This is a genomic window from Hyphomonas sp., assembly GCF_018402285.1.
GTDB lineage: Bacteria > Pseudomonadota > Alphaproteobacteria > Caulobacterales > Hyphomonadaceae > Hyphomonas.
Genome location: NZ_JAGYJH010000006.1, coordinates 78,028 through 96,903 on the forward strand (window position 1 = coordinate 78,028; position 18,876 = coordinate 96,903).

General features: G+C 64.0%; 22 protein-coding genes. 14 read left to right on the top strand and 8 right to left on the bottom strand.

The window, feature by feature from the left end; genetic code table 11:
• The first annotated feature begins 2 nt into the window (after nt 1–2).
• Together KG722_RS12115 and KG722_RS12120 are read left to right on the top strand one after the other, a co-directional pair.
• Nucleotides 3–980 (top strand): hypothetical protein, encoded by a 978-nt coding sequence (locus KG722_RS12115; protein ID WP_213272041.1) that lies wholly within the window; start codon nt 3–5, stop codon nt 978–980.
• 89 nt (nt 981–1,069) lie between these two features.
• Complete coding sequence (locus KG722_RS12120; protein ID WP_213272042.1) at nt 1,070–1,414, top strand: chorismate mutase; 345 nt, start codon at nt 1,070–1,072, stop codon at nt 1,412–1,414.
• Here the strand turns inward: KG722_RS12120 and KG722_RS12125 are convergent.
• Entirely contained in the window at nt 1,375–1,761 is a 387-nt protein-coding gene (locus KG722_RS12125; RefSeq protein ID WP_213272043.1) for an Hpt domain-containing protein, read from the bottom strand. The two genes, KG722_RS12120 and KG722_RS12125, sit on opposite strands and share 40 nt — an antisense overlap.
• 170 nt (nt 1,762–1,931) lie before the next feature.
• On the opposite strand from KG722_RS12125, the gene KG722_RS12130 reads away from it, so the two are divergent.
• The 3 genes from KG722_RS12130 (at nt 1,932) to KG722_RS12140 (ending at nt 4,504) form a co-directional block, all read left to right on the top strand.
• Complete coding sequence (locus tag KG722_RS12130) at nt 1,932–2,075, top strand: hypothetical protein (protein WP_213272044.1); 144 nt, start codon at nt 1,932–1,934, stop codon at nt 2,073–2,075.
• A gap of 81 nt (nt 2,076–2,156) precedes the next feature.
• Entirely contained in the window at nt 2,157–4,121 is a 1,965-nt protein-coding gene (locus tag KG722_RS12135) for a hypothetical protein (RefSeq protein ID WP_213272045.1), read from the top strand.
• Between the two features lie 8 nt (nt 4,122–4,129).
• Nucleotides 4,130–4,504, top strand: a complete 375-nt coding sequence (locus tag KG722_RS12140; RefSeq protein WP_213272046.1) for a bleomycin resistance protein — start codon at nt 4,130–4,132, stop codon at nt 4,502–4,504.
• Here KG722_RS12140 and gcvA read toward each other — a convergent pair.
• Nucleotides 4,501–5,433, bottom strand: coding sequence for a transcriptional regulator GcvA (gcvA, locus tag KG722_RS12145; protein ID WP_213272047.1), 933 nt, complete (start codon nt 5,431–5,433; stop codon nt 4,501–4,503). The genes KG722_RS12140 and gcvA overlap by 4 nt on opposite strands.
• A gap of 108 nt (nt 5,434–5,541) precedes the next feature.
• Between gcvA and cysG the strand changes: the two genes are divergently transcribed.
• The 6 genes from cysG to KG722_RS12175 are packed head-to-tail and all read left to right on the top strand — an operon-like array spanning nt 5,542 to nt 10,843.
• A complete protein-coding gene (cysG, locus tag KG722_RS12150; RefSeq protein WP_213272048.1) occupies nt 5,542–6,993 on the top strand; it encodes a siroheme synthase CysG in 1,452 nt (483 codons plus the stop codon).
• The gene (locus tag KG722_RS12155; RefSeq protein ID WP_213272049.1) at nt 6,990–7,313 is read left to right on the top strand and encodes a DUF2849 domain-containing protein; all 324 of its coding nucleotides are present in this window, start codon (nt 6,990–6,992) and stop codon (nt 7,311–7,313) included. Before cysG ends, KG722_RS12155 begins: the two co-directional genes overlap by 4 nt.
• Complete coding sequence (locus tag KG722_RS12160; RefSeq protein WP_213272050.1) at nt 7,313–7,948, top strand: glutathione S-transferase family protein; 636 nt, start codon at nt 7,313–7,315, stop codon at nt 7,946–7,948. The genes KG722_RS12155 and KG722_RS12160 overlap by 1 nt, the downstream gene beginning before the upstream one ends.
• Nucleotides 7,948–9,606 carry a nitrite/sulfite reductase gene (locus KG722_RS12165; RefSeq protein WP_213272051.1) on the top strand — a complete coding sequence of 553 codons (1,659 nt, stop codon included), beginning with the start codon at nt 7,948–7,950 and terminating at the stop codon, nt 9,604–9,606. The genes KG722_RS12160 and KG722_RS12165 overlap by 1 nt, the downstream gene beginning before the upstream one ends.
• Nucleotides 9,593–10,087, top strand: coding sequence for a DUF934 domain-containing protein (locus tag KG722_RS12170; RefSeq protein WP_213272052.1), 495 nt, complete (start codon nt 9,593–9,595; stop codon nt 10,085–10,087). Before KG722_RS12165 ends, KG722_RS12170 begins: the two co-directional genes overlap by 14 nt.
• Before the next feature lie 21 nt (nt 10,088–10,108).
• Nucleotides 10,109–10,843: a phosphoadenylyl-sulfate reductase gene (locus KG722_RS12175; RefSeq protein ID WP_213272053.1), complete on the top strand. Its 735-nt coding sequence runs from the start codon at nt 10,109–10,111 to the stop codon at nt 10,841–10,843.
• A 122-nt stretch (nt 10,844–10,965) separates the two neighbouring features.
• On the opposite strand, the gene KG722_RS12180 is transcribed toward KG722_RS12175, so the two are convergent.
• The 6 genes from KG722_RS12180 to KG722_RS12205 form a co-directional block, all read right to left on the bottom strand.
• Nucleotides 10,966–11,775 carry an RNA methyltransferase gene (locus tag KG722_RS12180; RefSeq protein WP_213272054.1) on the bottom strand — a complete coding sequence of 270 codons (810 nt, stop codon included), beginning with the start codon at nt 11,773–11,775 and terminating at the stop codon, nt 10,966–10,968.
• Nucleotides 11,776–11,805: 30 nt separating this feature from the next.
• On the bottom strand, nt 11,806–12,138 hold the full coding sequence (locus KG722_RS12185) for an RcnB family protein (protein ID WP_213272055.1): 333 nt from the start codon (nt 12,136–12,138) through the stop codon (nt 11,806–11,808).
• 59 nt (nt 12,139–12,197) lie between these two features.
• A complete protein-coding gene (gene rpoH / locus KG722_RS12190) occupies nt 12,198–13,094 on the bottom strand; it encodes an RNA polymerase sigma factor RpoH (RefSeq protein WP_213272056.1) in 897 nt (298 codons plus the stop codon).
• 295 nt (nt 13,095–13,389) lie between these two features.
• Complete coding sequence (gene zapE / locus KG722_RS12195; protein WP_213272057.1) at nt 13,390–14,532, bottom strand: cell division protein ZapE; 1,143 nt, start codon at nt 14,530–14,532, stop codon at nt 13,390–13,392.
• A gap of 14 nt (nt 14,533–14,546) precedes the next feature.
• Entirely contained in the window at nt 14,547–15,161 is a 615-nt protein-coding gene (locus tag KG722_RS12200; RefSeq protein WP_213272058.1) for a rhomboid family intramembrane serine protease, read from the bottom strand.
• A 97-nt stretch (nt 15,162–15,258) separates the two neighbouring features.
• On the bottom strand, nt 15,259–15,699 hold the full coding sequence (locus KG722_RS12205) for a response regulator (protein ID WP_300998487.1): 441 nt from the start codon (nt 15,697–15,699) through the stop codon (nt 15,259–15,261).
• Nucleotides 15,700–15,940: 241 nt separating this feature from the next.
• On the opposite strand from KG722_RS12205, the gene KG722_RS12210 reads away from it, so the two are divergent.
• The 3 genes from KG722_RS12210 (at nt 15,941) to KG722_RS12220 (ending at nt 18,871) form a co-directional block, all read left to right on the top strand.
• Entirely contained in the window at nt 15,941–16,846 is a 906-nt protein-coding gene (locus KG722_RS12210; protein ID WP_213272060.1) for a 1-acyl-sn-glycerol-3-phosphate acyltransferase, read from the top strand.
• Between the two features lie 69 nt (nt 16,847–16,915).
• Complete coding sequence (locus KG722_RS12215) at nt 16,916–17,407, top strand: N-acetyltransferase (RefSeq protein WP_213272061.1); 492 nt, start codon at nt 16,916–16,918, stop codon at nt 17,405–17,407.
• 117 nt (nt 17,408–17,524) lie between these two features.
• Nucleotides 17,525–18,871, top strand: a complete 1,347-nt coding sequence (locus KG722_RS12220; RefSeq protein ID WP_213272062.1) for an MFS transporter — start codon at nt 17,525–17,527, stop codon at nt 18,869–18,871.
• Nucleotides 18,872–18,876: the final 5 nt, after the last annotated feature.

The window sequence follows — 18,876 nt, forward strand, 5'->3', positions numbered from 1 at the left end:
CCGTGTTCGGATTGTTCGGAAGGAAGAAAGCTGCCTTTGATTTAACGGAAGGCAACCGGCATGTCCTGCCGGGGCTCGCCCTGCTCGAGGCCGGGCAGGGCGAGCCGCTCGGCGGCCTCTATGCCGGTCTTGCGCCTGCCGACCGGCTTCACTTCCTGGACGGGCTCGGCCAGGTCTCGGAGATCGGGTCGCCCTTGCCGGATCTGACGGTTCACCCCGCCATGTATGCCATTGCCGGCGGCCTGCATTATGTCTGGGCGCACCGGCTTCGGGGCTTTGCCACTGCCGACAGAACCAGCGATGCGCAGGTTATGGACATGGCTGATATGGCCGCCGTCGCCGAGGATCTTCTCGCGGCTGCCGCCGAAACAACGCCTGGCGACAGCGTGCTGCACGGGTTCAGGTTCCGCGCCATGATGCTCACCGGCGCCCCGCAAGGCGGCTTTCAGGCGGTCACGGCCGATCTGCGCCGCTGCGGGGAGGTCAATGTCCTCTCGGAGCTCGCGCGGATGAACTACCTTGCCCCCAAATGGCATGGTAGCGTGGGTGAAATGCATGCGGCCGCCGAAGCGGCAATGGACGGCGCCCCGAACGCCGCGTTCCTCGCCCTCAAGGCCCGCGCCTTGATCGAGGAATGGCTTTACCAGACCGCCATGAATGATGATGAGGCCGAGATCGCCGCCTTCCGCGAAAAGGTGAAATCCGAGGCGCTCCGCGCCGAGGTCGCTGCGCTCGATGACCGGTTCCGGGAAGCGTTCAGGGCAGGGCCTGAGCTTTCCTTCGCCGAGGCAGGCTTCGCCCACAACAATTTCGGCGTGCTGATGACCCTCTTCAAGGACGTGGCGCGCCTGAAACCGCACCTGTCTGCCATCGCGGGAACGCCCTTCCAGACACCCTGGGGCTATATCGCGGGCCGCAATGTGGCGGGCATGATTGCAAAGCTGCGCGCAGACGCCGGTCTGCCAAGACTGAAAGTCTGAACGGTTTTAAAGGCTGCGGCGGTGCGCCCTGTTCCCTTGCGGCGGGGCCAAGGCCCATATAGGGCAGGGCGAAAGAGCTGAGAGGCCGCATGACGACCTATACTTCCGACGCGCGCAAGCACACGTCAGACACTGCCGAGACAATGGCGGATGTCCGCTATGAGATCGACCGGATCGACCGCCTGCTGGTGGAGATACTGGCTGAGCGCCAGTCCTTCATGGATGCCGCGGCCCGCATCAAGGGCCCCCGCGCCGCCGTGCATGACCGCCCGCGGATCGAGGATGTGGTGGCCAAGGTAAAGGCCGAATGCCTGAAGCACGGCCTCTCGCCCGCCATCGCCGAGCCAGTCTGGCGCACGCTGATCGATCGCTGCATCGCCTATGAGTTTGAAAGCTACGACGCGCTGCGCTTGGCGGCTGAGGCCAAATCGTAAACCGCGCGGGCGGCTGCTTCGAGCGTCTCGCCCAGCGCGTCCTTCACGTCTCCCAGCAGCACCGAGGCATGGGCCGGGCTCGGCGCCGTGTGCGACCGTCCGGCCTTTTCCGCCCGCTCACATGCAGCGGCAAGCTTGAGAGCGCCGATCCCGAGGCTCGCGCCTTTCAGCGTGTGGGCCGCATCGGCCCATTGGCGGGCCTCGGCACGCGGGTCGAGCAGGCGCGACCAGAGCTGGGCCTGCTCGCGAAAGATGCCGATCACTTCCAGGGAAAGTTCTGTATCGCCGCCGGTCATCGCTGCGAGATGGTCAAGGTCAAGCACGGGAAGGGACGTTTCGGCAGGCATCTCGCGCTCCTCTTGGCCAACAGAGCCTGATCTGGCCCGGTTAGCGGCGCGTTAACTGGTGGCTCCCGGTAAGATCTTTCAATCCGGACAGATTGCCCCAAGGGTCCATTTCTGGTAAGGGCCTCCCCGAGGGTCAAAAAGGCCCGGAATTCCAGTCTGGAAACATGATCATGACCGAATTTCTGATTTTCGTCCGCAATCTCGTGCTGGCCGCAATCTTCGCTCTGATCGGGCTGGAGTTTGCGCCCAAGGCTCCGGATCAGACCCCGGACGACCAGCGTGACTCAAAGGTAACCCTTTCGCTCCTGCGCTGACTCGAAAAAACAGGGCACTAGCCCTCTGTCGCCGTGCAATCAGCACTCGCAGGAAACTGCAAGGCAGGTTATACACATACCATGACGGAAGCCCCTTCTGCGCGCCGGTCCGGCCGGGATGACCTCGTCCGCTACGAGGCCTCGCAGAATTTTGAGGCAGCCCAACATGGCGGAGGCTGGATGGTCACGCTCGCTTATGTCGCCGCTTGTCTCTGGCTTGCCGGTTTGGGCGCGGCCCTTGTCGGGCTCGGCGGCGTCCGCCTTCTGGAACAGTTTCATCCCGCGCTGCTGATTGCCGGTGGCATCGGCGCGCTTATCCCGGCGATCCTGATGGTCTCTTCGGGCTATATGGCACGCGCCAGCCGCCGCGCGGCTGCGGCCAACGCCCTCGTCCTCGAAGCTGCCGCCCGCCTCATGGCCCCGGCCCGCGAAGCAGGCGCCGAAGGCATCACCTTTGCCGAGCAGATGAAACAGTCCGCCTCGGAAATCGACCACGCCATGGCTCACGCGCTGTCTGCCATGAAGGCAATGGCCGGCGAGATCGGCGACGAGCGCCTGCGCCTTGAATCGGTCTCCTACGCAGCCGCCGACAATGCCCGCGACCTCGCAGAGCGTTTGGGGGAGGAGCGTCACGCCCTCGAAACCCTCGCCCGCGACCTGCGGTCTCAGGTCACCGCGATGAACGACGCGATCCCGCGCCAGGCGCAGCTGATGATCTCTGCCGCCCGCACGGCCAGCGAAGAGGTTGAACGCGCCGACGCCGCGCTCGAGCAACGCCTGATCGCCATGCACCATGCCGGCGAGGAACTCAGCCGCCGGATGGAATCCCTCGACGACCTCGCCAAGGATGCCTCCGGGCGTACCGAAGCGCTGACCTTCTCCATCGGCCGGGTCGAGGACAAGCTGGAACATTCCCGCCGCACGGTGGACGCAGCTGTCCGCGCCAGCGAAGTCGCCGCCGCTGCGGCTGCCACCACGGGCGACGCCCTCACGAATGCCGTGGCCTCGGCCATTGATGGCGCGCGTCAGGCGAATGCAGAAATCAACGCCGCCACCCGCGCGGCTGCCGAGGAAGCCGCCCGCTCGCTCGGCAAGCTGCGCGAGACAGGCGAGCAGGCCGCCTATGCCCTGCGCGCGGCCGGCCTTGCTGCCCGGCTTGAAAGCGAAGCGCTTGACCGTCTTGCCGGGCCCTACATGCCGGCCGGCTCTGCCGCTGCATCTGCCCCGCTGACCCCGCCTGCGGCCCGCACGCCCATCTCGGCGCCCCACCAGTCCCAGCCCTATCAGAACGGCCACAGCGCCGGGCACGCGCCCGCCGCGCCGCGCCCTTCATCCTATGGCAATGGCTCAGCGCCCGCGCCGTCTGCGCCCGCCCGCCCCAGCATGGACGATGATCTCTTCGAGGCCAGCGCCGAAGCAATGATTGCGGCTGCCCGGAGCAACGAAGATCACGGCATTCTCGATCAGAGCCCGGTCGTCTATGGCCGCGCGCCGTCTGCGCCTGCGCCGCGCGAGCCCGACCATCCTCTGCCCAGCATGCGCCGCCGCCATGATGACGCCGCCCCCGAACTGCCCCGCCGGCGCGCATCGGACTATGCCGCGCCCTCTAATGGCAGCCTCAACGGATCCCACGGCGCCAATGGCACCGGCCCGGCCCCCTGGCGCGAGATCATCTCCGATATCAGCAAGGATCAGGCCCCGCCCCAGGCAGACCGCGAGACGGTTGCTGAGGCCGTGGTAGAGCGGCTGCAGAATTCCGGCATCCCGCTGTCAGACGCCTTCAAGCCAAAAGCCAAGCGCCGCATCGCCGAAGCCGCCCAGCGCGGCGAGAAGGATCGCCACGCCGCCACCATAGAGCAGGGCGGCAAACAGTTTGACCGCGTCGTCCAGCGCCTGCGCGGGGACCCGCGCCTGATGGACATGGCCAAGCAGTTCGTCCGCTTCGAACGCACAGACGCCCTCGCAGCCCTCGAGCAGACCCAGAGCACAAGTCGTAATGCAAGCCCGCGCCTGGCCGCTTTCCTGCTGCTTGACGCCGCGATCTAACTCCCCCCATGGCCGCTCCGCCATTAGACCGTATTACCGCGAACCTGCCCGCGATCGATCTTGCTGCGACCGAACGGTTTTACGCAAAGCTCGGTTTCGAAACCGAGTTCAGGGATTCCAGCTGGATGATCCTCTCGCGCGGCATTCTGGAGATCGAGTTCTTTCCGTACCCTGATCTTGATCCCTTCCAATCGTCTTTCAGTGCCTGCGTTCGTGTGGCTCGTCTGGATGATCTCTACCGGGACTGGCAGCGTGCGGGTTTGCCTGTGCAGGGCATTCCTCGGCTCACCCCGCCGAAGCTCGAACCGTTCGGCCTGAGGATGTTTGCACTCCTCGATCCGAACGGCAGCCTGCTGCGTTGCCTTGAAGACCCGGCAGACTAAACGCCGACGACTTCGCTGCTGGTCGCTTCGTCCTTGATCCATTTGATGAAGGCCCGCACTTCCGGCGAAAGATGGCGTCCCTTCGGCCAGACCAGCCAATAGCCAAAATCGATTGGGGTCGAGCCACTGGCAAAGGGCGCCACCAGCCGCCCGGCTTCCAGGTCCGCCGCCGCAATCGCCTGCTTGGCCAGCGCCACGCCCCGTCCGGCGGCGGCCGACTCGATCACGAGGATGCCCTGATTGAAGCGCGGCCCGCGCGTCCCGTCCACGCCCGTCACGCCATGCGCGCGCAGCCAACTCGTCCAGTCGGGGCAGGAGGGGTCGTTCTCCGAGCTTTCGTCATGCAGCAGCGTATGATGGCGCAGGTCTTCAGGCTTCAGGATGGCGTTGGGACCCTCCAAAAGGCGCGGCGCGCAGACCGGAAGTACGGTCTCATCCATCAGCTTTTCTGATTTCAGCCCGTCATAACTGCCCCGCCCATAGCGGATCGCGATGTCAGCGTCCGCCGTGTTGAAATCGGTCAGCGACATGTCGGCCGAGATCCAGGCTTCGATGCCTTCATTGGCCAGCTGGAAGCGTTCGAGGCGCGGCGCGAGCCATTTGGCAGCAAAGGAGGGCGCCGACGACACCATCACGCGCCCCTTGCGGGCCGGGGCCTGCATTACGCGGCCAGCCTCTGCAATCCGATCGAAAGCCTCGCGTACCAGGGGCAGGCTGGCCTGCGCCGCGTCGGTCAGAAGAACTGAACGCCCCGTACGCTTGAACAACGGCGTCCCGGCGAAGTCTTCCAGCTGGCGGATCTGCTGCGAAATCGCGCCCGGCGTCACGTTCAGCTCTTCAGCCGCCTGCGTGAAGGAGAGGCGCCGTGCTGCGGCTTCAAAGGCACGCAGGGCATTGAGCGGGGGCAGGCGGTCGGAAGGATCGGACATCGATAGTTTCTCTAAATGATCGCTGTAGGGGTTGCCCGTTGCGTCTGAGGCGTCAAGGAGGTTTTGTATATTCGTCCCTGTAGTGTCTCTAATGAGAAAGTTGCGCCCATGCGCCAGTTCCCGGCCTTCTTTAACCTCGAAGGCGCCCGGATCGTCGTCTTTGGTGGCGGCGAGGAAGCGGCGCGCAAGCTGCGTCTGTTCACGGGGTCCGGCGCAGAGGTCGTGCTCGTGGGCGGCTTTGATGACCTGGCCCTGGCAGCGGAGTTCACTCGAGGCGTCAAAACGCTCTCGCGCGAAGAAATCCCTGCCGCGCTGGAAGGCGCGCGCCTTGTCATCATCGCCGAGGAAAACCAGGGTCATCGCGCCGCTGCCCTCGCCGCCGTCCGCGCCCGGGGCGTTCCGGTCAACGTCGTCGACCAGCCTGAAGATTGCGATTTCACCGTTCCCTCCATTCTGGACCGGGGCGAGATCGTCGCCGCCATCGGTTCGGGCGGCGCCGCGCCCGTGCTCGCCAAATCCATCCGCGCAAAGCTTGAGGCCCTGCTGCCCCAGCGGATCGGCGATCTGGCCGAACTCGCCCGCTCGCTGCGCGGCTTTGTGGCCGAAGCGATCCCGGACAAAACCGCCCGCCGCCGCTATTGGGAGCGCGCCTTTGCCGGCCCCGCCGCCGAGGCCGCCTATGCCGGAGACCTTGAACGCGCCGAAGCCCTCCTGCGCCAGCAGGCCCGCGTCACCGGCCGCGCCTGCGGTGTCGTCCACATCGTTGGCGCCGGACCCGGCGATCCGGAACTTCTGACGCTGAAAGCCCTCCGCCTCATCCAGGAAGCCGATGTGGTCTATTACGACCGCCTCGTCAGCCCGCAGATAATCTCCCTCATCCGCCGCGATGCGTCGCGCATTCCTGTCGGCAAGTCGAAGGGCGATCATTCCGTGCCGCAGACCGAGATCCATGCCCGCCTCGTCGCCTCGGCCCAGGAAGGGCTGCGCGTCGTGCGCCTCAAAGGGGGCGACCCGTTCATCTTCGGCCGGGGCGGTGAAGAGCTTGAAGCCGTCCGCGCTGAAGGCATCGAAGTTCATGTCGTGCCCGGAATTTCCTCGGCGCTCGGCTGCGCCGCTGCTGCCGGTGTTCCGCTCACCCACCGCGACCATGCCCAGACGCTCACTTTCGTTACCGGCCATGCCAAAGAAGGCGGCGTGCCTGATCTTGACTGGCCCGCGCTTGCGCGCCCGGCGCAGACGGTCGTCGTCTTCATGGGTGTCGATACCGCGCCGGTGATCGCCGAGAAGCTCGTCGCTGCCGGCCGCGCCCCCGAAACGCCTGTCGCCATTATCGAGAACGGCACGCGCGCCGAGGAGCTGCGCGTCTTCGGCACGCTCGCCGAGCTGCCATTCCTCGTGGAAGAAGAAGGCATCCGCGGCCCCGCGCTCCTGATCATCGGTGAGGTCGCTGGCCTTCCGGCAGAGCAGGGCCGTATTGCTTCGATCCTGACTGAAGCTTCCGGATATGCCTGGTTCGGGGCCGGTGCCCGCCAACAGGTCCTCAAGGAAACTGCTGCATGACCTCCGTTCGCCCTAAGCTCAAGCCCGAGACGCCCAAATCCGTCACCGCCTGGGAAACTGCCACCGGCCGCACGGTCTGGATGAAAGCCGATGGATCGTGGACGGAAGATATCACCCGGCTCGGTGTGTTCACGGGTGAGCAGGCCGAGGAGCGCCTTGCCGCGGCCGCCCGCGAGGAAGGTCACGTGACCGATCCCTATTTCATGGAAGTCACGGAAGACGGCCAGATCACCGGGCGCGAAACCCTGCGGGAATCCCTGCGCGCACAATTCTCCGCTGGCGGCTTTGCCGGCGCGGTGAGCGAGCAGGAAATCGCCTGATGTCTTCGCCTGAAGCTGGCCCCGAGCCTGGCGGCCTTACCCTCTACGGAGACCCCGTCTCCGGCAATTGCCTTAAGCCCAAATGGACCGCCGACCTGCTCGGTATCCCTTACACATGGGTGGATGTGGACATGGTGAAGGGCGAGACCCGCACGCCCGACTTCCTCGCCATGAACCCTGCCGGGCAGGTGCCTGTCGCGCGCTGGGCCGACGGCCGCACGCTGCCCCAGTCGAACGCCATCATGCTTTATCTGGCAGAAGGCTCGTGCCTCATTCCGGGCGATGCTTTCGCGCGCGCTGAAGCGATGAGCTGGCTTTTCTGGGAACAGTATTCCCATGAAACCGCCATCGCCGTGCGCCGTTTCCAGAAACACTACCTGAGGAAATCCGACACCGAGATCGATCCCGCCTTGCTCGTACGCGGCAATAACGCCCTGGGCGTCATGGAGCAGCGCCTTACTGCCCGTGACTGGTTTGCCGGCAATGCGCTTTGCGTCGCCGATATCGCCCTTGTCGCCTATACGCGCGTGGCGCATGAGGGCGGCTTCGATCTGCGCCTTTATCCGTCTGTCGCAAACTGGGTGCAGAGAACAGAAGATGCGCTGGGCATTCCCCACGCGCAGGAGCTTGTCTGATGTATCGTTATGACCAATTCGACGCCCGCATTGTAGCAGAGCGTGTTGCCCAGTTCCGGGGACAGGTAGCCCGCCGCCTGTCCGGTGAGCTGCTGGAAGACGAATTCAAGCCGCTGCGTCTGCAGAACGGCGTCTATCTCCAGCTTCACGCCTACATGCTGCGTATCGCCATCCCCTATGGCCAGCTCAGCCCCGTCCAGCTGCGCTGCCTCGCCGAGGTCGCGCGCGACTATGACCGGGGCTTTGGCCACTTCACCACGCGTCAGAACATCCAGTTCAACTGGGTCGCTCTTAAGGACATCCCGGACGTTCTGGAAAAGCTCGCCGAAGTCGAGATGCACGCCATCCAGACTTCCGGAAACTGTATCCGCAATACGACCACGGATCATTTCGCCGGCGCCGCGCAGGACGAAGTTCTCGACCCGCGCCCCTGGTGCGAGATCATCCGCCAATGGAGCACCTTCCATCCCGAATTCGCGTTCCTGCCGCGCAAGTTCAAGATCGCGGTTACCGCCGCCGAGCATGACCGCGCTGCCATCCGCGTCCACGATGTGGGCCTCCATATCCGCCAGCGCGACGGCGTCACCGGCTTTGAAGTCTGGGTTGGCGGCGGGCAGGGGCGCACGCCTGTCATCGCCACACTGGTTAATCCCTTCGTGCCCGAAAACCAGATCCTCGATTATCTGGAAGCCATCATGCGCGTCTACAACCGCTACGGCCGGCGCGACAACAAATACAAGGCCCGCATCAAGATCCTCGTCACCGAGCTTGGCGATGCTGAATACATTCGCCAGGTCGAAGAAGAATTCGCCGCCCAGCGCGCGCATGAAAAGATCGACATGCCCGCCGAGGAAATCGCGCGCATCCACGCCTATTTCTCCCCGCCGGGGCTGGCGGAGAAACCCGCCGTCTCCAAACATCTGGAATCGGCCAAGGCCGCCGACCCCGCCTTCGCCCGCTGGACGAGGGTAAATCTCCATCCCCATAAAGCCCAAGGCTACGCCTCCGTCACCGTCAGCCTGAAGCCGATCGGTATCGCGCCGGGCGATGCAACCGACACCCAGATGGAGCTCGTCGCAGACCTCGCCGAAAAGTACGGCCACGGAGATATCCGCGTCAGCCATGCGCAAAATCTGATCCTCCCGCATGTCGCCCTCGACGACCTTCCGGAAATATACGCAGCCCTCGACGCGGCCGGCCTCGGCGCGGCGAACGAAAGCCGCATCACAGATATGATCGTCTGTCCGGGTCTTGATTATTGCAACCTGGCGAACGCCCGCTCGATTCCGGTCTCGCTGGAAGTGCAGAAGCTCTTTGCAGACCCCGCCTATGAGGAAGACATCGGCCGCCTCCACATCAACGTCTCGGGCTGCATCAATGCCTGCGGCCACCACCATGTCGGCCATATCGGCATCCTCGGCGTCGACAAGAAGGGCGAGGAATTCTACCAGATCCTCCTCGGCGGCCGCGCCGACGAGAAAGCCGCCCTCGGCACCATCGTCGGCCCCGGCCTGAAAGCAGACGAGGTTCCCGGCGCCATCCACCGCGTGGTTGAGTTCTACCGGACCCAGCGCACATCCAAGGACGAAAAGTTCATCGACACGCTGGAACGCCTCGGCCACCAGCCCTTCCAGGAGGCCCTCTATGCCGCTGATTAAGAACGGCGCCGAGATCGCCAATGAGTGGACCTTCGTGCCCGATGGCGCGGTGCTGCGCGAGGGCGGCCCAGAAAAAGGGAAGGTTTCCGTGTCCCTTGCGCGTTTCCTCGGCCTCAAGCAGGGCCAGGAAAACGGCCCGCTGCCAGATGGCGTGCGTCTTGGCCCGGCTGACACGGCCGAAGATCTCGAGCCTTACCTCTCCGAACTTTCGCTCATCGAGGTCGATTTCCCCCGCTACACCGACGGGCGTGGCTACAGCCAGGCCCAGCTACTGCGCCGGCGCTACCAGTATACCGGCGAGCTTCGCGCGGTCGGCCACGTGTTAAGGGATCAGATATTCTACATGCACCGTTCAGGGTTCGATGCTTACGTGACCCGCCGCGCTGGCTTATCTGAGATAGTGGAAGCCCTGAAAGAATACAGCGTGGTTTATCAGCCCGCTGCTGATACCTCGCCCCCGGCCTTCCGCAGACGTAGCTGACTTCAGGAAGCACCCTGGCCCATGGCCTTTGAAACCGAGACGCCCGAAAAGCCGCAGGACCGGCTGGCCCGCCTGAACAGCGAGTTGCGCCAGGCGTCCGCGCAGGAAATCCTCCGTGCGGCGATCACGCGCGAATGGCCGGGCGGGGTCACCTATGTTTCCAGCTTCGGCGCCGAAAGCGTCGTCATGCTCGCCCTCATTGCCGAGGTAGATCCCTCCCTGCCGATCGTCTTCATCGACACCGGCATGCATTTCCCGCAGACGCTCGACTATAAGGACGAGGTGATCGCCCGCCTTGGCCTGTCCGGCGTGCGCAACATCATGCCGAACGAGACCGAGCGCAAAGTGCTCGACCCCAGGAACATGCTCTGGAAAACCAATGCCGACGCCTGCTGCGCCCTGCGCAAGGTGCGCCCGCTCGAGCCAGCGCTGGAAGGCTTCGGCGCCTGGATCACGGGCCGCAAGCGCTTCCATGGCGGCGCCCGCATCAGCCTGCCGGTGTTTGAACATGGCGATGACCGCTACAAGGTGAACCCGCTCGCCAACTGGACGCAGACGGATGTTGACGCATACCTTGAAGAAGAAAACCTGCCCCGCCACCCGCTGGTCCCACAGGGCTACCCCTCAATCGGCTGCTGGCCCTGCACCCAGCCCGCCGCAGACCCGAGCGATCCACGTTCCGGCCGCTGGGCAGGCCAGAACAAGACCGAATGCGGCCTCCATGTCGAGCGCAACGAGCGGCCAAGAGTCTTTTGATTATTGCTCGCGGCTGTTGCTGAGCCCTTTGGGCTGAGCGCCGCTGCGTCTGCAGTTTGCCTGTGGGGCGCTCTGCATTTGTGCTGATCCTGCAAGAAGCCTAAGGATAGATCGGGCGTGCTTTACCCCCGCGCCGCAAACACATGCGCCAGCGCAATCGCCGCCGCTGTCGCCACGTTCACGCTGTCAAACCCCTCCGTCATCGGAATACGCACGGGCCGCGCCCGCCCGATCATGTCCGCCGGCAGGCCCGGCCCCTCTGCCCCCATCAGCAGCGCCACCCGCTCGGGAATTTTCAGCGAGGGCAGCGGCTCGGCGTCCCTGCGCGGCGTCAACGCCCACACTTCATGGCCCGCCGTCTCTGCCGCTGCAATCAGATCGTCGCCAGTGCCCCCCTGGCTGAAAGGCAGCCACAGCGCTGCCCCAGAAGAAACCCGGATCGACTTGCGGTAAAGTGGATCGCAGGAGGCCGCGTCGAGCAACACAGCGCCCGCCCCGAACGCCGCCGCATTGCGGAAACACGCCCCCACATTATCATGGTTGGATAGCTCCGACAGAAGCAGGGCCGTCGAGGGGCCATCCCTGGAAAGAACATCCGCCGGCAGAGCAGCTTCGCCCTTGCGTCCGCACGCCAGCACGCCCCGGTGCATCGCAAACCCCGCCACCGCGTCCATCACGCCTTGCGGCGCCACATAAACCGGAACCCCATGCGGCACCTCCGTCAGCCGATCGCGGAGCGGGCCCAGCCGCGTCTGGCAAAGGAACAGGCTCTCGACAGGAAACCGACTGCGCCTCAGCAGCGTTTCCAGCGTCACCTTGCCTTCCACGATAAAGCGCCCGCCATGACCGCCCGTCAGGTCGCGCTCACGGATGGCAACATACGCCTCCACGCGAGGATCATCGGCAGATTGTATCGGGATAAAATCGGGCATGGCCTCCCATGCCCTGCCTTGCCGGCCGCATCAATCCAGCAGCACGCCAATCATGGCCTGCGCGATCAGCCCGCTTGGCACTTCGACAAGATAGGCGTCGCGGTCCACGCGCACCCAGCGATGCCCGGCCGGAGCCGCGCCGAGATCGTAGCGCTCCCAGTCCTGGAAATGGACGTCGCGATATTCCGGTGGAAGATGCTGTCCCTTGCCCCAGATCTTCCTGGTGTGACCGGGGGGTATCTTGCCCTGCTTGGCGAGGCCCGGCGGCAGCTCATTCCCGCGCGGATGCGGGGGATCAGCAAATGCAAAGGTTCCTGCGCCCAGTACGGCGGCCAGAACCGGAATGACTGTTTTGAACGACATGGCGGAACCTCGTTTCCCTGCCTCGACCAACGCCGAAGCAGGGGAGAGGTTCCAAGGCGTCAGGTGCCGACCGGCAGGCCCTGTTCCTTGGCCATGCGCTTCATCGCCTTCTGGAGCTTCTCGAACGCGCGCACTTCGATCTGCCGGATACGCTCGCGGCTGACATTGTACTGCTCGGAAAGTTCTTCCAGCGTCTTGGGCTCGTCGATCAGGCGGCGCTCGGTCAGGATATGGCGTTCTCGCTCGGAGAGGTCTTCCATGGCCTGCGTCAGCAGGGTCATGCGCGCGTCCAGTTCCTGGCGGTTGGCAAAGGTCTCCGCCGTGCCCGGCTCGTCATCGGCCAGCCAGTCCTGCCATTCCATGTCGCCGTCAGTGCCCATCGGCACGTTGAGCGAGGCGTCAGAGCCGCTCATCCGGCCGTTCATCGAATAGACTTCGGTTTCGGTAACGTTCAGCTTCTCGGCAATCAGGCGTGCCTGTTCGGGTTTCAGGTCGCCTTCTTCCAGCGCCTGCATCTCGCCCTTCAGGCGGCGCAGGTTGAAGAACAGCTTCTTCTGAGCGGCCGTGGTGCCAAGTTTCACAAGGCTCCAGCTGCGCAGGATGTATTCCTGGATCGCGGCGCGGATCCACCACATCGCATAGGTCGCGAGGCGGAAGCCCTTGTCCGGATCGAATTTCTTAACCGCCTGCATCAGGCCGACATTGCCTTCGGAAATCACCTCTGCCATCGGCAGGCCATAGCCGCGATAGCCCATTGCGATCTTCGCCACGAGGCGCAGGTGGGAGGTCACCATCTTCTCGGCCGCTTCGGTGTCTTCGTGTTCGCGCCACCGGCGCGCCAGCATGAATTCCTCATTCTTCTCGAGCATCGGGAATTTGCGGATTTCGCTCAGATACCGGCTCATGCCCTGTTCGGGGCTGAGGGCGACCGAGCCTTTGACGTTTGCATTCGCCATGTTCATTCCTCCTTATCGGGGCTGGCTCCGTCTTTCGGCTGCCTGTCCCAGTCTTTACGGCTCACCCTGATCCTAGCCCCGCTCAGCGGCGGCGTCGTCACCGGGCGTGCGCAATTCACTCATCGCGCAGATGCATAAATAGGAATTGAGGCATGCGTGTGGAAGAGGGCCGGGCACGGGTTTCCGGCCGGGATCACGTCTCCGTGTCAGGCAGCGGCGAGGTGTGCTTTCCGTGCCGCTATGGAGGAGATGTAAGAACGCCCTCAGCGCGTACAAGCGGTGTCTGGAATTGTCTCTATCTTTCAGGGCTATCGCTGAGATCGATGTCTTCCCGCGCCGCCGACAGATAATCCTTCGATCTCATTTCAAACAGCCGGCTCGCCGTCCGCTCGAACTCGAAAGACCCGTCTCCTGCGGGGTAAAGCGCGTCCGGTTCTGCCGCCGCGCTCGCCACCAGCTTCACCTTGGCTTCGTAGAGCGCATCGATCAGCCCCGTAAACCGCATCGCCTCATTGCGCTTGACGGGAGAGAGAAGGGGGATGCCCTCCAGGATCACCGTGTGAAAAGTCCCTGCAATTACAAGGTAGTCGATGGGCCCCAGTGGCCGCGCGCACAGCTCCTCGAAGGTAAACCGAGCCACCCCGGCCGCCTCCCGGTTGACCATCACCTTGCGGCCCTTGACCGTCAGCACGCAGTGCTGGGGCTCGGCTCCCAGTGTCAGCCGGTCCCAGGCATTGTCCAGCGCGGCATCGCTCGCTGCGTCCAGCGGGGCATACCAGACGGGCGCCTCCACCAGCCGGTCCAGCCGGTAATCACGCGCCGAGGTCAGCTCATGGACTTCGCAACGCTCCTTCAACTCCTTGATAAAAGGTAGGAAAAGCTGGCGGTTGATGCCGTCCCGGTAGAGGTCGTCAGGGTGGCGGTTGGAGGTTGCCACCACCGTCACCCCCCGCTGGAACAGCTGATCAAACAGCCGCCCGAGGATCATCGCGTCGGCAATCTGGGTCACCTGAAACTCGTCAAAGCAGAGCAGCTTCGCCTCTGCCGCAATCTGCCTGGCCACTGGCGGGATCGGGTCATCTCCGGCCGATTTCACCCGCCAGGGCGAGCGTTTGCGCTCCCGGTCGCCCATCTTCCGCCAGACGCCGAGGCGCTCATGCACCTCGCCCATGAACTCATGGAAGTGTACGCGCCGTTTCGGTTTGGTCACGGCCTGCGCAAAGAACAGGTCCATCAGCATCGACTTGCCCCGGCCCACCCCGCCCCAGAGATAGACGCCGCGTACGGGCTCGGGCTTTGAAAACCAGCCAGGTTCTGGCTGATCGGCGAGGCGCTGCGCCAGATCGTCCAGCAGCCCGGCGGCCTTCGCCTGAACCGGATCTTCCGTCAGTGCGCCGCTCGCCACCTTCACTTCATACTTTGCGCGCACCCCGCCCATGGCCTGATCTGCCCTCACCCGAACTTTTCGGCGATCTGCGCCAGGAAGGACGTCCAAACCCGCGGCTCGACCAGCAGCGTTGTTACAATTCCAACCACCGCACCGCCCAGATGTGCCTCATGCCCGATGATCCGGTCAGCCCGCTGTGAAAACACATAGCTGAGCACGACAAAAGCGACGCCAAACACGATGCCCCACATCGGAATGATGAACAGGAACAGCAGCATGGAGAAGGGCGCGATCATGCAGAAGGCGAGGATGATGCCCGACAGAGCCCCCGACGCGCCCGCCGCGCGGTAGTCCGGATTGTCCCGGTTCCACCAATAGGCCCACACGCTGCCCCCGATCAGGGACGCAAGGTAGATGATCAGGAAGTTCACGCCCCCCAGCACATGCTCGATCACCGGGCCGAACATGAAGAGGCCATACATGTTCAGGAAAAGGTGGGGGCCGTTGACATGCAGGAAGCCCGAGCTGATCAGCCGGTGCCATTCGCCCTGGTCCTTCATCGGACCCACCCAAAGGATGTTCTGATTATTGAACGGGGCGTTGCGGAAGGCGATCAGGCTGGCAAACACGTTGAGCACAATCAGGGTCAGTGTTGCCGGATAGGAAAAGATGTCTGCCATGGGTGGGTCGTCTTTCCCTCAGAAATGCAAAAGCCACCCGAAGCGGCTTCGGGCGGCTTAGCAACTGTGATCGGGGGGCGGCAAGCGCCCAGCCGCTTCAGGCGGCGCGAATCGCCGGGCGTGCGCCCGCAGCAGGCATCAGTTCCAGCAGGAAATCCTCGAAGGATTCAGGGCGCTGGATGAAGCGATTGAAGTTTAGGGCGGCCTTGAATACGGCCTGCCCATGAATGTTCGCGCCGCAGCGGACGGCCGAGGCCACCACATCGTCGCGCTCAGGCCGGGAAGAGGCCACCGCAATGCGGTGCTTGCCCATATTGGCGACGCGGGCGACCGCCATGTCGACATCGTCGCCGGTCTCCGGCAGCTGCAGATCGACGATCACCAGGTCAAAGCGCTCAAGGCGCAGGCGGCGCTCAGCCGCCAGCAGGCCCTCGGCCATGACAAGATCTACCGGAATACGAGCGCGCGCAGCCTTGTCGGCTGCATGCGCCAGCATCGTACGTACCGGCTCGTGATCTTCGATCCAGAGAACCTTCATGAAACTCAACCCCGTTGAAAGTTTTGAATGTGGGCGCGGAAAGAGGTCTTAAGCCGCCGCCCGTCTGATGTTCACATTGCCACGGGCGTCTTGCGTCTTGGTAAAGCGAAACTTTCCGAAGTATTGAAATTCCGATGGATTTCAGGGTTTGCCGCAGAAAAGCGGGCTGGCTTCCCGTTTTCCTGCCCAGGCCGTATGCTTGGCCGCGAATCCACAGGGGCGTAGGGAAGCGCGCGAATTCATGACAGACCAGCCTGCAGCACCCCGAGCGGCCTCTGTCGCCCTGTCGGCCTTCCTGCCCGAGGAAGAGCGCCGCGACGAACATATTGTCGACGTGCTGATCGAGGAACGCTGTCCCCGCTTGCGCGCCAGCCCGGCCTGGCCAATCGCCCGGCCGCTGCTTTATTCCATCCTCGGCTATGGCAAGGCCCGCCGTATGGCCGATGAACTCGTCCAGCTGACCGGGCGGGAGAGTTTTGACCAGCTTTCACGACAGCTTGCGTTCGACATCAGTGTCGATGGGATCGACCGCCTGCCGGAAACGGGCCGCTGCATAGTTGCGGCCAACCATCCGACGGGCCTTGCAGACGGGGTCGCCGTCTGGGACCTCCTGAAACAGAAACGGGACGATATAGTCTTTTTCGCCAATGCCGACGCCATCCGCGTCAATCAGCGGTTTGAGGATGTCATCATCCCGGTCGAATGGGTGGCTGAGAAGCGCTCGCCCGCCAAGACGCGCGAAACCCTGAAGCGGGCCGCCGCTGCCTTCGCTGAAGAAAAGTGCGTCGTGATTTTTCCCTCCGGCCGCCTCGCCATGAAGCAGGCAGGGCAGATGATCGAGAAGGACTGGTTCCCCACCGTTGTTGGCCTCGCCCGGAAGCAGAACGCGCCGGTCATTCCGCTCAATCTCGATGCCCGCAACTCGGCGCTTTACTATCTCTTCTGTGATCTCTCCAACGAACTGCGCGACATCACCCTCTTCAACGAGCTTCTCAACAAGCGGGGCTCGAAATTCCGCATGACCTTCGGCGAGGCGATCCCGCCGGAGCATCTGGCCGGAGACCCGGTCCCGCTGACCGAGGCGCTGAAACGCCATGTCTCCTATGCGCTGCTGGAGGACAGGGACGCCCGCTTCCGCCCGGTATGAACCGGGCAGGGCGCGCGTTCAAATATCGATGCTTGCGGGGCCGCCAAATGCGGCCTAGAGCGCCGCGCGATGATCGAGATTGTGCCCGAAACTCCAAGTCTGCATGCCGACGCGATCGAAGCCCTCTTCGACGTGACCTTCGGCCCGGGCCACTTTGCCAAGACGGCCGAGCGCCTGCGCGAATATTCGCGCTCGCTGCCAGAGATCAACCGGGTGGCGCTTGATGACGGCAAGGTGATTGGCGTTTGCCGCGTCTGGCCGCTCGTGGTGGGGCCGGAGCGCATGCAGGCGCTGTTCTATGGACCGGTGGCCGTCGATCCAGCCTATCGCGGCAATTTTCTCAGCCTGAAGATCACCGAAGCCGCGCTTGAGGCCGGTAAGGCTGCGGGCTGGCCCGCCGCCATCCTGATTGGTGCCCACAGTCTCTTTGGAAAGGCGGGCTTTACGATAGTGCCCAGGGGCCGCCTGACCTTCCCGGGCCCGCAAGACCCCGCCCGCATCATGGTGAGGGATCTCGCCGGCGACGCCAGCCTCCTTGAAGGCCTCGTCACCGCGCCCTGATTTTTCTTGCAGGGGGCCGGAGGCGCTGACACACTCTGCCTGAGCACGCAGTTCCGCATCCAAACCTTGCCCGCATCATGAGGCGAGGGAGCGGTCTTCTGCGCCTCGGGAGGAAGTATGGCCGATATTGTCACCGGCCAGGACGAACCGGTCCGGCCACAAGCCGGGCTGCGCGAAGTTCTGGCATCGCTGCGCCAGCCAAAGGTCGCCATCGCGATGGTCTTCGGCATTGCCACAGGCATGCCGCCCGTCATGGTCGGGGTCACGCTCGGCTACTGGCTTCGGCAGGAAGGGGTCGCGCTCACTGCGATCGGATTCATGGGCTGGGTCGGCATCTTCATCGCCACGAAATTCCTCTGGGCGCCGTTCGTTGACTGGATCAGGTTGCCCATCATCGGAAAGCTCCTCGGCCACCGCCGCTCCTGGATGCTCCTTGGGCAGATCTTCGTCACCATCGGTATTCTCGGCATGGCGTTCACCGGGCCCTCGGCGGGGCTCGCGGTGTTTGCGGGCTTTGCCATGCTCACCTCTTTTGCCGCAGCCACGCAGGATATTGCCGTCGATGCCTGGCGCATCGAAAGCGCGCTCGACGAAGAGCAGGACCTGATGGCCTCTGCTTATATCCTGGGCCTTCGCTCAGGATACTTCCTAGGTAATGTGCCGATCCTGTTTGTCTCCGGCATGATTGGCTGGCAGGCGGCATATGGTTTTGCCTCGCTCGGCGGCATCGCCGGTGTCCTGGCGCTTCTGATTGCACGGGAGCCGGACAAGCCGCGTACCTTCGAGGCCCTCACAGGTCTCGGCTCGGTTGGCAGCGCGCTCATCCGCCCCCTGAAGGTATTCTGGCAGGATCACGGAACCGGCGTATTCATCTTCCTGCCGCTGGTAGCTCTGTTTTTCCTGCCCGACAGCCTGGTCGTCCCCATGATCGGGCCACTCTACATCGACCTTGGATTTTCCACCACCGAGATTGCCGGCATGCGGACGGTAATCGGTTTCCCAGCCACATTGGGCGGCGTTGTCGCTGCTGGACTCATCGGCTTGCGTTTTGGAACACTGACGGCCATGGCCATCGGCGTCACGCTGGCGGGCGTCTCCAATTTCGGTTTCTCTGCATTGGCCCTTTCCGGCGGATCGAAACTCCTCTGGGCAGTCGTCACGGTCGTGGAAGGGTTTAGTGGCGGCCTCGCCATGGCCGCCATCGTTGCCTGGGCGAGCCGCCTCACCAACCCGATCGCGACCGCCGCGCAGTTTGCGCTGCTCTCGTCGCTCATGTCATTCCTTGGCGGCTTCCTTGGAGGCTTTGCGGGCCTTGGCGTGGTTGCCCTGCAGGGCGTCACGGGCTCTTCCATGGGCGGCTTTGCGCTTTACTTTTCGCTGAGCCCGCTTGCCATTGTCCCGCCCCTCATCCTCATCTGGAGGGTCCGGCGGCGGATGAAAATCGCCAGCGCCCCTGTGCCCTGAAGGGG

Excerpts from the sequence above, each read along its gene's own strand:
- KG722_RS12125 (WP_213272043.1), bottom strand. The coding sequence starts at position 1,761 with ATGCCTGCCGAAACGTCCCTTCCCGTGCTTGACCTTGACCATCTCGCA.
- rpoH (WP_213272056.1), bottom strand. The coding sequence starts at position 13,094 with ATGGCGAATGCAAACGTCAAAGGCTCGGTCGCCCTCAGCCCCGAACAG.
- cysG (WP_213272048.1), top strand. The coding sequence starts at position 5,542 with ATGCGCCAGTTCCCGGCCTTCTTTAACCTCGAAGGCGCCCGGATCGTC.
- gcvA (WP_213272047.1), bottom strand. The coding sequence starts at position 5,433 with ATGTCCGATCCTTCCGACCGCCTGCCCCCGCTCAATGCCCTGCGTGCC.
- KG722_RS12200 (WP_213272058.1), bottom strand. The coding sequence starts at position 15,161 with ATGGCAGACATCTTTTCCTATCCGGCAACACTGACCCTGATTGTGCTC.
- KG722_RS12170 (WP_213272052.1), top strand. The coding sequence starts at position 9,593 with ATGCCGCTGATTAAGAACGGCGCCGAGATCGCCAATGAGTGGACCTTC.
- KG722_RS12120 (WP_213272042.1), top strand. The coding sequence starts at position 1,070 with ATGACGACCTATACTTCCGACGCGCGCAAGCACACGTCAGACACTGCC.
- KG722_RS12135 (WP_213272045.1), top strand. The coding sequence starts at position 2,157 with ATGACGGAAGCCCCTTCTGCGCGCCGGTCCGGCCGGGATGACCTCGTC.
- KG722_RS12185 (WP_213272055.1), bottom strand. The coding sequence starts at position 12,138 with ATGTCGTTCAAAACAGTCATTCCGGTTCTGGCCGCCGTACTGGGCGCA.
- KG722_RS12165 (WP_213272051.1), top strand. The coding sequence starts at position 7,948 with ATGTATCGTTATGACCAATTCGACGCCCGCATTGTAGCAGAGCGTGTT.
- KG722_RS12155 (WP_213272049.1), top strand. The coding sequence starts at position 6,990 with ATGACCTCCGTTCGCCCTAAGCTCAAGCCCGAGACGCCCAAATCCGTC.
- KG722_RS12220 (WP_213272062.1), top strand. The coding sequence starts at position 17,525 with ATGGCCGATATTGTCACCGGCCAGGACGAACCGGTCCGGCCACAAGCC.
- KG722_RS12210 (WP_213272060.1), top strand. The coding sequence starts at position 15,941 with ATGACAGACCAGCCTGCAGCACCCCGAGCGGCCTCTGTCGCCCTGTCG.
- KG722_RS12215 (WP_213272061.1), top strand. The coding sequence starts at position 16,916 with ATGATCGAGATTGTGCCCGAAACTCCAAGTCTGCATGCCGACGCGATC.
- KG722_RS12140 (WP_213272046.1), top strand. The coding sequence starts at position 4,130 with ATGGCCGCTCCGCCATTAGACCGTATTACCGCGAACCTGCCCGCGATC.
- KG722_RS12175 (WP_213272053.1), top strand. The coding sequence starts at position 10,109 with ATGGCCTTTGAAACCGAGACGCCCGAAAAGCCGCAGGACCGGCTGGCC.
- KG722_RS12180 (WP_213272054.1), bottom strand. The coding sequence starts at position 11,775 with ATGCCCGATTTTATCCCGATACAATCTGCCGATGATCCTCGCGTGGAG.
- KG722_RS12130 (WP_213272044.1), top strand. The coding sequence starts at position 1,932 with ATGACCGAATTTCTGATTTTCGTCCGCAATCTCGTGCTGGCCGCAATC.
- KG722_RS12160 (WP_213272050.1), top strand. The coding sequence starts at position 7,313 with ATGTCTTCGCCTGAAGCTGGCCCCGAGCCTGGCGGCCTTACCCTCTAC.
- zapE (WP_213272057.1), bottom strand. The coding sequence starts at position 14,532 with ATGGGCGGGGTGCGCGCAAAGTATGAAGTGAAGGTGGCGAGCGGCGCA.
- KG722_RS12205 (WP_300998487.1), bottom strand. The coding sequence starts at position 15,699 with ATGAAGGTTCTCTGGATCGAAGATCACGAGCCGGTACGTACGATGCTG.